Origin of the sequence: Roseicella frigidaeris, from assembly GCF_003258945.1 — a bacterium.
Classification (GTDB): domain Bacteria; phylum Pseudomonadota; class Alphaproteobacteria; order Acetobacterales; family Acetobacteraceae; genus Paracraurococcus; species Paracraurococcus frigidaeris.
In genome coordinates, this window is the sequence record NZ_QLIX01000010.1 from 75,718 (window position 1) to 88,162 (window position 12,445).

Below are 12,445 nucleotides of genomic sequence, written 5' to 3' on the forward strand. Positions count from 1 at the left end.
GCCCGCGAGCGGCGTCAGCCCCCCGGCGGCGCGAAGAGCCGCGTCGCCGCCCAGCTCATGATCGAGACCACGATCGCGCCCCAGAAGGCGGCCCAGAACCCGTGCACGCTGAAGCCCGGCAGGAACCAGGATGTCAGGCCGAGCATGGCGGCATTCACCACCAGCAGGAACAGCCCGAGCGTCAGGATGGTCAGCGGCAGCGAGAGCAGCACGAGGACCGGCCGGACGAAGGCGTTCACCAGCCCGAAGACCAGCGCCGCGAGCAGCAGCCAGCCGAGGCTGCGCACCTCCATGCCGGGGACGATCTCGGTCGCCGCCCAGAGGGCGAAGGCGGTGATGAGGGTTTGCGCCAGGAATCCCATGCTGCCGTCGTCTCCGCGAATCCGGCGGGCAGAGTAGGCTGCGCCGCCGCTTCCCCCGAATGGAACCATCGTGACCGCGACCCCGCATGGCGCTCCGGACGGCACCACGCCGCTGCGCGCCACCCTCGCCGGCTGCGCCGCCCTGCTGCTCTGGGCCTTCCTCGCCCTGCTCGCGCGCCTCGCCCAGCCCCTGCCGCCGCTGCTGCTGACCGGGCTCGCCTTCGCCGTCGGCGGCTCGCTCGGCCTCGCCGTCGTGGCGGCGCGCCGGCGGCTCGGCGCGCTGCGCCAGCCGCCGCTGGTCTGGCTGCATGGCGTCGGCGGGCTCGCCGGCTACCATGCGCTCTACTTCGCCGCCCTCGCCCTGGCGCCGCCGGTCGAGGCCAACCTGCTGAACTACACCTGGCCGCTGCTCATCGTGCTGCTGGCCGCGCCGCTGCGCGGGCTGCCGCTCGGACCGCGGCGGCTGGCCGGGGTGGGGCTCGGGGCGGCCGGCGCCGTGCTGCTGCTCTCGGGCGCCGAGGCCGGCGGGGCGGCCGCGGCCGCGGCGAACCCGGCCGCCGGCTATGCCCTGGCGCTCGCCGCCGGCGTCACCTGGGCGCTCTACTCGGTGCTCGCCGGCACGCGGCGCCTGGCCCGGGTCCCGACCGAGGCGGTGGCCGGCTTCTGCCTCGCCGCCGCGGCGCTCGCCCTGCTCGGCCATGCCCTGTTCGAGCCGCCGGCCTGGCCCGCCGGGCGGCAATGGCCGGCGCTGCTGCTGCTCGGCGCCGGGCCGGTCGGCGGCGCCTTCTTCCTCTGGGACATCGGCATGAAGCGCGGCGATCCGCGCCTGCTCGGCACCCTGGCCTATGCGGTGCCGGTCGCCTCGACGCTGCTGCTCGTCGCCTTCGGCGAGGGCCGGCTCGGCCCCGCCACCCTCGCGGCGGCGGCGCTGGTCGTCGGCGGCGGCGCGCTGGCGGCGACGGCGCGCGCCGACCGGTCCTGAGCGGTCACGCCGGCGATCGCCCTCCCCCCGGCTGCCAGCCGGGCGGCGCCATCTCGAAGCCGGCGAAGGCGAAGGCCGGGCTGACGGTGCAGCCGAGCAGGCTCCAGCCCCCGCGCGGCGCCGCCGCCTGCCAGCAGCCGGCCGGCACCAGGGCGAAGGGCCGCTCGCCGGCGCCGAGATCGGGGCCGAGCGACAGCGTCTCGACGCGCCGCCCGTCCGGCGACAGCGAGAGCGTCAGCGGCGCCCCGGCATACCAGTGCCAGGCCTCCGCGGCATCGACGCGGTGCCAGTGGCTGCGCTCCCCGGCGGCGAGCAGGTAGTAGATGGCGGTGCCGGCGCCGCGGCCGCCATCGGCCGGGCGGTCGCGCCAGGCCTCGCGGTAATGCCCACCCTCCGGATGCGGCGCGAGGCCGAGCGCCGCGATCACCCGCGCCGGGTCGAGGCCGGGGTCGCGCAGGTCCGGCAGCGCCGGCCTCAGCGGAAGCTGTCCTTGGCGCTGCGGATGGCGGCGAGCCGCGCCACGTCCGGCGCCCGCAGGAAGGGGTTCGTCGCCCGCTCCCCGGCGATGGTGGTCGGCACGGTGGGCTCGCCGGCGGCCCGCTGCGCCGCGGCCTGCTGCGCCCGCGTCCGCAGCGCGGCATTCTCCGGCTCCACCGTCAGCGCGAAGCGGGCGTTGCTCTCGGTGTATTCGTGGCCGCAGCAGACGAGCGTCGGCCCGGGCAGGGCGGCGAGCCGGCCGAGGCTGTCGAACATCTGCCCGGCCGTGCCTTCCAGCAGCCGGCCGCAGCCGAGCGAGAAGAGCGTGTCGCCGCAGAGCAGCACGTCGTCGGCCGCGAAATGGAAGGCGATGTGGCCGACCGTATGGCCCGGGGTGTCGATCACCGTCGCCCGGCTCTCCCCGAGCGCCACCGTGTCGCCCGGCCGCACCGCCTGGTCGAGCCTCGACAGCCGGTGCGCATCCGCCGCCGCGCCGACCACCCGCCCGCCGCAGCGCGTCTGCAGGGCGGCGGTGCCGGCGACATGGTCGCCATGATGGTGGGTCAGCAGGATCAGGTCGAGTTTCGCACCCAGTTTCTCGACTGCCGCGATGGCGGGCCCGGCCTCGCCGGGGTCGCAGACCGCGACCGCCCCGCTCGCCTGGTCCTGCAGCAGCCAGATATAGTTGTCGGAAAGACACGGGATGGCGGTGACCGAGAGCGGCATGCGGGCTCCTCCTCCAGCCCCGCTCCAACGGGGCACCGGCTGCTCTATATCGAGGGCATGAGCCACGAGGTCCACGGGCTGGGGAATTTCTACGCCACCCCGGCGGGGCTGGTGACCGCCCGCCTGCTGCGCGATTCGCTGCGGCAGCTCTGGCCAGCGCTGCCCGGCCAGGCGGTGCTCGGCCTCGGCTATGCCAGCCCCTTCCTCCGGCTCTGGCGCGGCGAGGCGGCGCGCTGCGTCGCCGCCACCCCGACGCCGCTGCCCCGCTGGCGCTGGCCGCGCAGCGCGCGGAGCTGCAGCACGGCGGTGGAGGAGGATGCGCTGCCCTTCCCCGACCTGACCTTCGACCGCATCCTGCTCGTGCACGGGCTGGAGACCGCCGAGAATGCCCGGCGCATGCTGCGCGAGGCCTGGCGGGTGCTGAAGGATGACGGGCGGCTGATCGTCGTGGTGCCGAACCGGCTCGGCCTCTGGGCGCATCTGGAGCGCACGCCCTTCGGCCATGGCCAGCCCTATTCGTCCGGGCAGATCGAGCGGCTGCTGCGCCGGCAGATGTTCCAGGTGGAGCAGCGCCGGGGCGCGCTCTTCGTGCCGCCCTTCCAGAGCCGGCTGCTGCTGCGCGGCGCCGGCGCCTGGGAGCGGCTCGGCGGGCCGCTCTTCCCCCGCTTCGCCGGGGTGATGCTGGTCGAGGCGGTGAAGGATTTCGCGGCGCTGGTGCCGACCGGGGCGGTGCAGGCCAAGACCCGGCGGGTGGTGGTGGCGGAGGGGGCCTATTTCTCCCCGCGCAGCCGCGCCGCGCCGTCGCGGGGGCCCCTCGGTCCGCTCGGGCCCGAGGGATGCCACGGCCTGCTGCGGCGGGGGCGCGACGGGGCCATGCACGGGGCCATGAACGGGGCCATGGGCGGCGTCGGGCTCCGCCGCGCCCTCATCGCCGGGCGGCCCCACCTGGGCTGACGCCGCCGGCCGGCGGGGCCGGCGCGGCGGCACGGGGATTGCGGCTCGGGGATTGCGGCACGGGGATTGCGATGACGGCCCCGATCCTGCTGCCGGGAACACGCCGCATGTCCCTCTCCCGCCGTGCCCTGCTGGGCGCCACCGGCCTCGCCTCGCTGCCGGGCCTGCCCGAGCCTTGGGCAATCCGCCCCGCCGCCGCCCAGACGGAGCGGGTGCTGCGCTACGGCATCTCCATGGCCGACATCCCGCAGACCACCGGCCAGCCGGATCGCGGCGCCGGCGCCTACCAGTTCACCGGCCACACGCTCTACGACCCGCTCGTCGCCTGGGAGATGGATGTCGCCGACCGGCCAGGCAGGCTCGTCCCCGGCCTCGCCACCACCTGGGAGGCCGACCCCGCCGACCGGCGGCGCTGGATCTTCCGCCTGCGCGAGGGCGTGCGCTTCCACGACGGCGCCGCCTTCGACGCCGATGCGGTGATCTGGAATTTCGAGAAGGTGCTGAACCCGCAGGCGCCGCATTTCGACAACCGGCAGGCGGCCCAGGTGCGGCCGCGCCTGCCCTCGGTCGCCGCCTGGCGCAAGCTCGACGCCATGACCGTCGAGGTCACCACCAGGACCGTCGACAGCATCTTCCCCTACCAGATGCTGTGGTTCCTGATCTCCTCGCCGGCGCAGTACGAGAGGCTGGGGCGGAGCTGGGAGCGCTTCGCGCAGGAGCCCTCCGGCACCGGCCCCTTCCGCCTGGCCCGCCTCGTGCCGCGGGAGCGGGCGGAGCTGGTGCGCAACCCGGACTACTGGAACCCGGCGCGGCGGCCGAAGCTCGACCGGCTGATCCTGGTCGTCGCGCCCGAGGCGGTGACGCGCACCAACGCGCTGCTCACCGGCCAGCTCGACCTGATCGAGACCCCGGCACCGGACCTGGTGCCACGGCTGCGGCAGGCCGGCATGCGGATCACCGAGAACGTTACGCCGCATGTCTGGAACTACCATCTCTCGCTGCTGGAGGGCTCGCCCTGGCGCGACCTGCGGCTGCGCCGCGCCGCCAACCTGGCGATCAACCGGGATGAGGTGGTGGCGCTGATGAACGGGCTGGCCAAGCCGGCGGTCGGCGTGGTCGATCCCGCCTCGCCCTGGTTCGGCCGGCCGGAATTCCAGGTGCGCACCGATATCGACGCGGCGCGCAAGCTGTTGGCCGAGGCCGGCATCTCGCGCGGCTCGCCGCTGCGCACGAAATTCCTCATCGCCACCGGCGGCAGCGGCCAGATGCTCTCCATGCCGATGAACGAGTACATCCAATCGGCCTGGCGCGAGGTGGGGATCGAGGTGGAGTTCCAGGCGGTGGAGCTGGAGGTGCTCTATACCTGCTGGCGCCAGGGCGCGGCCGGCGAGATCGCCCGGCAGGGGCAGGTCACCGCCAACAACGTCGCCTATGTCACCAGCGACCCGCTCTATGCGCTGATCCGCTTCTTCCATTCGAAGCAGGTGGCGCCGACCGGGGTGAACTGGTCGCATTACAGCGACCCCGAGACCGACCGGCTGATCGATGCCGCCCTCACCACCTTCGACCCGGCCGAAGTGGACCGGCTGATGGCGCGGGTGCATGAGCGGGTGGTCGATCAGGCGCTGCTGGTCTTCGTGGTGCACGACACCAACCCGCATGCGCTGGGCAAGGCGGTGCGCGGCTACACCCAGGCGCAGCACTGGTTCCAGGACCTGACGACGCTCGCCTGATACGGACGGCCGTTGCTGGCGACGCATTAACGGCCCCCAGGGGTGGTCCCCTTCGCCGGGCGCGACCCTCCGGACGGAAGCCTTCATGCCGTCGGCAGGAGACGCGGCGCCGGGTCCCCACGGAGCCGCGGCGCGGCTCCGTGGAGGCGCCTTCAGCCGATCACCTCGTTGACCTGCACCACCGGCTTGCAGTCGGTGAAATTCGGGATGTCGCCGAAGAGCTCCGGCCCATGCGCCTCGGCCGCCTTCTGGAACTCGGCGACGGAGCCGAAGCTGAGCAGCGTGATGACGCGATAGGGCGCCGCGCCCTCCGGCCCGGGCGTGCCGCGCATCACCCGGCTGTCCTTAAGGCCCAATCCCGACCAGCGCTCGCGCACCAGCGGCATGTGCTTCTGCAGGTAGTAGGTCTCGTCGAATTTCGTGCCCGACTCGTTCGGGTACAGCACGCTGACGGTGATCATCGCATCCTCCCCTGCACCGGAGCCTCGCCGGTCCCGGCTGCGTTGCGGCCTGCCTGCCCCCCGGCCGGGTGGGCTTGCCGTGCCGGGGAGCCTAGAACCGATCGCGCCGGGGCCGGAAGGCCTGGCGGCCTCCCACCGTCATGCTCCTGCCGCCGCGCGCCCGCGGTCACCCGCGCGCACGGAATTGCGATGCCGGCGCGCCGGCCTTGCCTCGCCCATGCCCGGCCATGCAACCCTCGGCCCCTGACCGGTGCCGCTCAGGACGCCGGTCATGGGGAGGAAGCAGGAATGCAGGACAGACCCGATGGCGCCCCGGGCGGGGCGCCCGGCCGCCGTGCCGTGCTCGGCGGGCTCGCCGCCGCCATCGCCGCCGGCGCCGCCATGCCGGCGCAGGCGCAGCGCGACTTCGGCCGCGGCGCCGGCCCGGTCCGCTACCCCGACGCCGATATCGTCGCCCTCGACAAGAAGCGCTTCACCGCCCCGCTCGGCAACAGCGCCATCAAGCGGCTCTACACCGGCCTCGGCTGGGCGGAGGGCCCGGCCTGGCACGCGACCGGCCGCTTCTGGGTGTGGTCGGACATCCCGAATGACGAATGCCTTCGCATGAACGAGGAGGACCACTCGGTCCATCGCCGCTTCCGCAGCCCCTCCGGCTTCTCCAACGGCAACACCTTCGACCGCGAGGGACGGCAGATCGCCTTCCGCCACTTCAACCGCGACGTGGTGCGCTACGAGCCGGACGGACGCCTCACCGTGCTCGCCGCGCGCGGCCCGGACGGGCCGCTGAACGCGCCGAATGACGGGGTGGTGCATCCCGAGGATGGCAGCATCTGGTTCACCGACCCGGGCTACGGCGCGCTGATGAACTACGAGGGCCAGCGCGTGCCGGAGGCCGCGACCAGCCCGCGCCCGCTGATCAAGGAGGCGGTCTACCGCATCGACGCGCAGAGCGGCCAGGTCGCCAAGGTGGCGGACCAGCCCTTCAAGCCGAACGGCCTCTGCTTCTCGCCCGACTACCGCCGGCTCTACGTCGCCGACAGCGGCAGCAGCCACTATCCGGAGGCGAAGAACATCGTCTGGGCCTTCGATGTGGACGGCCCGCGCCTGAGCAACCCCCGCACCTTCTGCAGCATGGAGTACCAGGGCAAGTCCGGCTTCGGCGACGGGGTGCGCTGCGACGAGGCGGGCAATCTCTGGGTCGGCGCCGGCTGGGTGGGCGACGGCTATGACGGGGTGCATGTCTTCGCCCCCGACGGCGCCCGCATCGGCCTCATCAAGCTGCCGGAGATCTGCGCCAATCTCTGCTTCGGCGGCACGCGCCGGAACCAGTTGCTGATGACGGCGAGCCAGTCGATCTACCTGCTCCCGGTCGAGACCCGCGGCGCGCATTTCTGCTGACCCGCCCCGGCCCGGGCCCGCGCGGCGCCGCGCGGGCCCCTCCGCCACGCCATCATGGCAACAACAGTTCATGAACGGTCCGATGCCTGCGTCCCCGGCGGCCGGCGGGCATGCTAAGCAGGGCCCGATGCTCGATGACGCGTGGAGGCGCCTTCTGCTCGCACCCCCCTGGCCTGGCGCCGATTGCGGCTCCCGGCCCATCCTCCGCGGGATCGCGGCAACCTCCCGGGCGCGGGCCGACGCAGCGAGGGCACCGTGCCGGTTCGCGCGCTGACCGACCTGTTCCGCCAGCGCGAGGCGCCGCCCGCCGAGGAGCCCGAGATCACCATCCCGCCGATGCCGGGCAGCGAGCCCGGCGAGGAGGGAGGGCCGTCGCGGCAGCCGGGCCTCGACGCGGCGCGGCGGCGGCTGGCCGAGAGCTTCACCCCGACGCGCCCGCTGGTCGGCCGGCGCAAGCGCAAGGATGGCGACCAGAGCAGCAGCATCGGCTTCATCGGCCGGGAGACGGAGCGCGAGCGCATCATGCGCGCCGTCGCCGAGGACCGCTCGCATGTCGTCATTTTCGGCGAGCGCGGCCGCGGCAAGACCTCGCTCGCCAACATGGTCATGGCCCAGGCCCTGGCCATGGGCTTCGTCGTCGCCCGGCATGTCTGCGCCGCCAACAGCGACTTCGACAGCATCATGCGCGGGCTGTTCCGCGACATCCCGCGCTGGCTGAGCACCCTCGGCCCGGCCGGGCCCGAGGACCCGCCCGGCGCGCTCGGCCTGCTGCCGACGCGGCCGGTGCTGCCGGGCGACATCATGGTCGCCTCCAACGCGCTGATCGAGCTGCGCCTGCTGCTCGTGGTCGACGAGTTCGACCGGGTGGTGGACCAGGAGACGCGCACCTCCTTCGCCGACACGCTGAAGCAGCTCTCGGACCGCGGCGTGCCGCTGTCCTTCGTCATCATCGGCGTCTCGGAGAGCGCCGAGGAGCTGCTCGGCCGGCACCCCTCGATCCAGCGCTGCGTCACCCGGGTGCCGCTGCCCCTGCTCAGCCAGGAGGAGGTGGAGGAGCTGGTGGAGCGCGGCGCCGAGCGGGCCGGGCTCGACTACTCCCCCGCCGCCCGCACCTGCATCGCCGAGCTCGCCCGCGGCGTGCCCTATATGGGGCAGCTCCTGGCGCTGCGGGCCGGCCAGTCGGCCCTCGACCACGGCCGCACCGCGGTGCAGGGCAGCGACCTCATCGCCGCCATGCAGGCGGCGGTGGTGGAGGCGGACCCGCGCATCATCGCCCTCTATGACAGCGTCACCCGCATGGAGCGCGACCCCGCGGCGCTCGGCATCCTGCGCGCCGCCGCGGCCGGGCGGCAGGACGGGCTCGGCCGGTTCCAGGCCTGGCAGGACGGCGCGGTGCTGCGCGTCGCCGGCGTCCGCGCCGATCCCGATGCCTGGCGCCGCGTGCTGCAATCCGGCGCGATCCATCCCTTCCGCGGCGAGGGGCCGGATCTCTACGTCTTCGGCGAGGCGATGCTGCAGCAGCTCGTGCTGCTGCGGGCGGTGCTGGCGCAGCAGGCGCCGCGGCCGGCGGCCGGCGGCACGGCGGCCTGACCCGCGCGGGATCGGGCCCCAGGTCCGATCCCCCCTGTCCTGCCCACGCCCGGGCCGCTCACCTTGGGGTCGCTCACCTCGGGGCCGCCCGCGCCGCGGCCAGAGGCCCGGCGCCGCCCATGACCATTCGGCGCATGACAACGGCTTGAAAACAACGTGGGGTAGTGGCGCGGCGTTCGCCAAGGGGCCCGCCCTGGGTTAGCCTGCCCTTGGAGGATGGGCCGCCGCCGCCTACCTGCGTCTCGCGCCCGCCTTGCCCCGTCCGCCCTGCTCAAGGTGCCCCGCCGCATGCCGACCATGCCCCTCGCCCAGGCCGCCGGCACCGCCGATGCCGCGGAGGCGTCCCTGCTCGCCGAGGCGGTCGATGGCCTCGGTCCCGGCTGGCGCCTGCTGGCGCGGCGGCCGGCCTCCGCGGGGCGGCCGCTCTGGGCCGCCGGCCAGGGGCCGGCCATCCTCGCCAATGCGGCGCTCGGCCTGGTGCTGCTCGACATCGCGCCGCGCGCCTCCATCGGCGCCGCCGAGCAACTCCGCGCCGCGCTGGCGGCCGCCGAATTCGGCCGGCGCTTCCCCGGCCATCTGCCGATCGTGCACCGGATGCTGCCGCGCGAGCATATCGGCCGCCTGCCCGACATCCTCGACTACGCGCTGTCCTGGGAGCCGCCGCTGACCCTGCCGGCGGAGGAGGCCTGGGTCGAGGCGGTCGAGCAGGTGATCGCCGGCCCGTTGCCCGTCGAGCCCTCCCCTGCGCCCCCGGCGCCCGATCCGGCGGCGGCCGAGCCCGTGGCGATGCCGCCGGCCGAGGACCCGGTCGCCGCGCCGCCGGCGGCACAGGCGCCGCCGAGCTATGCGACGCCGCTGCTGATCGGCTGGACGCTCATGCTGGCGATCGGCGCCGCCGTGGCCACCTGGCAATCGGCGCCGCGGCCTGCCCCGGCGCCGGAGGCCGCGGCACAGGCGCCGGCGGCCTCGCGGCCCGCGGCGACGCGGCCGAGGCCGATCTCCGCCTCCCAGGCGCCGGCGCGCCAGGACGAGGCCCTGCGGCCCGCGGTCTGGCGCGCCGCCCCGGACCGCCCGGCGCCCTGAAGCGGCCCCAATCCGGCGGCCTCACCGGATCGGGCGGGAACGGTCCGCAGGCGGCAGCCTCACCCGCGTCCCGCGCGGTGAAACCGTCCTGCGCCCGGTCTCAGACCCGCTCGACGCACATGGCGACGCCCATGCCGCCGCCGATGCAGAGCGTGGCGAGGCCGCGTTTGGCGTTGCGGCGCTGCATCTCAAACAGCAGCGTGTTCAGCACCCGCGCGCCCGAGGCGCCGATCGGATGGCCGAGCGCGATGGCGCCGCCATTGACGTTCACCTTGGACGGATCCCAGCCGAGATCCTTGTTCACCGCGCAGGCCTGCGCCGCGAAGGCCTCGTTCGCCTCGATCAGGTCGAGCGTGTCGATCGACCAGCCGGCCTTCTGCAGCGCCTTGCGCGAGGCGGGGATCGGCCCGGTGCCCATGATCGAGGGATCGACGCCGGCCGTCGCCCAGGAGACGATCCGCGCCAGCGGCGCGATGCCGCGCTTCTTCGCCTCCTCGGCCGACATCACGACGGCGACCGCGGCGCCGTCATTGATGCCGGAGGCATTGCCGGCGGTGACGGTGCCGGCCTTGTTGAAGGCGGGGCGCAGCTTCTGCAGCACCTCGAGCGTGGTCTCCGGCTTCGGGTACTCGTCGTTCTCGACGACGATGTCGCCCTTGCGGGTCTTCACCGTGACCGGCGCGATCTCGTCCTTGAAGCGGCCGGCCTTCATCGCCTCGCCCGCCTTGCGCTGGCTGGCGGCCGCGAACTCGTCCTGCTGCTCGCGGGTGATCTGGTACTTCTCGGCGACGTTCTCGGCGGTCGTGCCCATGTGGTAGCCGTGGAAGGCGTCCCAGAGCCCGTCCTTGATCATGGTGTCGACCATGGCGAGGTCGCCCATCTTCTGGCCGGCGCGCAGGTTCGCCGCATGCGGCGCCTGGGTCATGCTCTCCTGGCCGCCGGCGACGACGATGGCGGCATCGCCGGTCGCGATCTGCTGCGCCGCCAGCGCCACGGCGCGCAGGCCCGAGCCGCAGAGCTGGTTGATGCCGAAGGCGGTGTGCTCCACCGGGATGCCGGCGGCGACCGAGGCCTGGCGCGCGGGATTCTGGCCGGCATTCGCGGTCAGGATCTGGCCCATGATGACCTCGTCCACCTCCTCCGGCTTCACCCCGGCGCGCGACAGCGCGGCCTCGATCGCGATCTTGCCGAGCACATGCGCCGGCAGGGTGGCGAAGGCGCCGTTGAAACTGCCGACCGGCGTGCGGGCGGCTGAGGCGATGACGATCTCGGTCATGACTGGCATTCTCCCACCCTGACTATTGCGACGCAGTATGGCGCCGCACCCGGAAGGCTCACAAGCCCGCCGCGCTCAAGCCCCGCGCCGTCGCCGGGGCCGGCCGGGCAGGGCCTCGATCCAGGTCAGCAGGGGACGCCAGAGATGGGTCTCCGCCGCTCCCCCCGCGACCATGCCGACATGGCCAGCCGCCGCGTGATGCACAAGGGCCGCCGGCATGCGGGCCGCCAGCGCCAGGGCCGAGGCCGGCGGGACGATGCGGTCGCGGGCCGGGATCGCCAGGAAGGCCGGCAGGGCGATGCGCTCGGGCGCCACCGCCTCGCCGGCGACGCGCCAGGCGCCGCGCGCCGGGCTGTTGCCGCCATACCAGCCGCCGAGCGCCTCGCGGGCCACCGGCGCGGCGAGGGCGATGCCGTCGTTCAGCCAGTCCTCCAGGGCGACGAAGCGCCGGGCCTCGGCGCTGTCGGGATCGAGCCGGCCGAAGCGGCGGTACTTCTCGGCGATCCCGGCCGGGTCCTGCGCCGCGAAGAGGGCCTGCAGCGCATCGACGGGCAGCGCGCCGGCGGCCTGCAGCAGCGGCTCGAGCACCTCGAGCGTCGCTCCCAGGCCGCGGGCCCGCACCGGGTCCTCGGCCCAGAAATCCCAGGGCGTGGCCAGCAGGGCCAGGCCGCGCAGCGCCGCCGGCCGCCGCTGCGCCAGGGCGAGGCCGAGCAGCCCGCCCATGCAGTAGCCGGCCAGCAGGACCGGCTGCCCGGCCAAGCCGGCGGCGGCGGCCACGGCGCGTTCGAGCCGGCCGGCGATGTAGTCCGTCAGGCTGAAGCCGCGCTCCGGCGGGCCGGGCTCGCCCCAGTCCAGCAACAGGATGCGCAGCCCGGCCGCGGCGAGGTGGCGCAGCATGGACCCGCCCGGCATGAGGTCCAGCACCTGCGCCCGGTTGACGAGGGAGGGCACCACCAGCAGGGCGCCGAGGCGGCCCTCGCCGCCATAGTCCAGCAGGCGCGAGCCGCCCTCCCGCCAGGGCGCCGGCGGCTCCGGCAGGTCGCGCCGGTAGGGATGGCGGCGATAGGCCAGGATGCCGGCGAGGAGCGCCGCGTCGCGGTCGAGCAGCCGGCGCTCGACGGCGGCGGCGAAGGCCTCAGGCGGATGGCCGCTTGCGGCGAGGGCGGCGGCGATCCGCCGCGCCTCCCGCCGGCCCTGCCTCGAGCGCGGCCAGGCGCCGCTCCAGGGCGGCGATGCGGCCGTGCAGGGCGGCGGTGTCCGCGCCACCCAGCGCGTCGCCAGGGCCATCGCCAGGTGCAGCGCCAGCGGCCGCGGGCCGCGGCGGGCCGGCGGGTCCGTTTCCGTCGTGTCGGTCGGCGCCCCGCTCATGGCCGGCCTGGACGGGGCTGGCCGTGCCGAGCCAG

The 12,445-nt window shown here is 74.7% G+C and carries 12 protein-coding genes; 6 read left to right on the top strand and 6 right to left on the bottom strand.

Annotated features, from left to right (window positions below; translation table 11 throughout):
- Positions 1–14 precede the first annotated feature (14 nt).
- Positions 15–362, bottom strand: a complete 348-nt coding sequence (locus DOO78_RS14635; protein WP_111470593.1) for a phage holin family protein — start codon at positions 360–362, stop codon at positions 15–17.
- 70 nt (positions 363–432) lie between these two features.
- On the opposite strand from DOO78_RS14635, the gene yddG reads away from it, so the two are divergent.
- Positions 433–1,344: an aromatic amino acid exporter YddG gene (yddG, locus tag DOO78_RS14640; RefSeq protein ID WP_243634559.1), complete on the top strand. Its 912-nt coding sequence runs from the start codon at positions 433–435 to the stop codon at positions 1,342–1,344.
- Between the two features lie 4 nt (positions 1,345–1,348).
- On the opposite strand, the gene DOO78_RS14645 is transcribed toward yddG, so the two are convergent.
- Both DOO78_RS14645 and gloB read right to left on the bottom strand, forming a co-directional pair.
- Positions 1,349–1,771 carry a cupin domain-containing protein gene (locus DOO78_RS14645; protein WP_243634560.1) on the bottom strand — a complete coding sequence of 141 codons (423 nt, stop codon included), beginning with the start codon at positions 1,769–1,771 and terminating at the stop codon, positions 1,349–1,351.
- 47 nt (positions 1,772–1,818) lie between these two features.
- A complete protein-coding gene (gene gloB / locus DOO78_RS14650; RefSeq protein ID WP_111470594.1) occupies positions 1,819–2,547 on the bottom strand; it encodes a hydroxyacylglutathione hydrolase in 729 nt (242 codons plus the stop codon).
- A 57-nt stretch (positions 2,548–2,604) separates the two neighbouring features.
- On the opposite strand from gloB, the gene DOO78_RS14655 reads away from it, so the two are divergent.
- Both DOO78_RS14655 and DOO78_RS14660 read left to right on the top strand, forming a co-directional pair.
- Positions 2,605–3,501 (top strand): class I SAM-dependent methyltransferase, encoded by an 897-nt coding sequence (locus tag DOO78_RS14655; protein WP_111470595.1) that lies wholly within the window; start codon positions 2,605–2,607, stop codon positions 3,499–3,501.
- 107 nt (positions 3,502–3,608) lie between these two features.
- On the top strand, positions 3,609–5,234 hold the full coding sequence (locus DOO78_RS14660; protein WP_111470596.1) for an ABC transporter substrate-binding protein: 1,626 nt from the start codon (positions 3,609–3,611) through the stop codon (positions 5,232–5,234).
- 152 nt (positions 5,235–5,386) lie between these two features.
- Here DOO78_RS14660 and DOO78_RS14665 read toward each other — a convergent pair whose 3' ends face one another.
- Complete coding sequence (locus tag DOO78_RS14665) at positions 5,387–5,695, bottom strand: EthD family reductase (RefSeq protein ID WP_111470597.1); 309 nt, start codon at positions 5,693–5,695, stop codon at positions 5,387–5,389.
- Positions 5,696–5,983: 288 nt separating this feature from the next.
- On the opposite strand from DOO78_RS14665, the gene DOO78_RS14670 reads away from it, so the two are divergent.
- From DOO78_RS14670 to DOO78_RS14680, 3 genes are all read left to right on the top strand, one after another.
- Positions 5,984–7,093: an SMP-30/gluconolactonase/LRE family protein gene (locus tag DOO78_RS14670; protein WP_111470598.1), complete on the top strand. Its 1,110-nt coding sequence runs from the start codon at positions 5,984–5,986 to the stop codon at positions 7,091–7,093.
- A 255-nt stretch (positions 7,094–7,348) separates the two neighbouring features.
- Positions 7,349–8,683 (top strand): ATP-binding protein, encoded by a 1,335-nt coding sequence (locus DOO78_RS14675; RefSeq protein WP_128080061.1) that lies wholly within the window; start codon positions 7,349–7,351, stop codon positions 8,681–8,683.
- Positions 8,684–8,971: 288 nt separating this feature from the next.
- Positions 8,972–9,766 carry a hypothetical protein gene (locus DOO78_RS14680; RefSeq protein ID WP_128080062.1) on the top strand — a complete coding sequence of 265 codons (795 nt, stop codon included), beginning with the start codon at positions 8,972–8,974 and terminating at the stop codon, positions 9,764–9,766.
- A 100-nt stretch (positions 9,767–9,866) separates the two neighbouring features.
- Here DOO78_RS14680 and DOO78_RS14685 read toward each other — a convergent pair whose 3' ends face one another.
- Both DOO78_RS14685 and DOO78_RS14690 read right to left on the bottom strand, forming a co-directional pair.
- The gene (locus DOO78_RS14685; protein ID WP_111470601.1) at positions 9,867–11,042 is read right to left on the bottom strand and encodes an acetyl-CoA C-acetyltransferase; all 1,176 of its coding nucleotides are present in this window, start codon (positions 11,040–11,042) and stop codon (positions 9,867–9,869) included.
- 75 nt (positions 11,043–11,117) lie between these two features.
- The gene (locus tag DOO78_RS14690; RefSeq protein WP_111470602.1) at positions 11,118–12,410 is read right to left on the bottom strand and encodes an alpha/beta fold hydrolase; all 1,293 of its coding nucleotides are present in this window, start codon (positions 12,408–12,410) and stop codon (positions 11,118–11,120) included.
- Between the last annotated feature and the right edge of the window lie 35 nt (positions 12,411–12,445).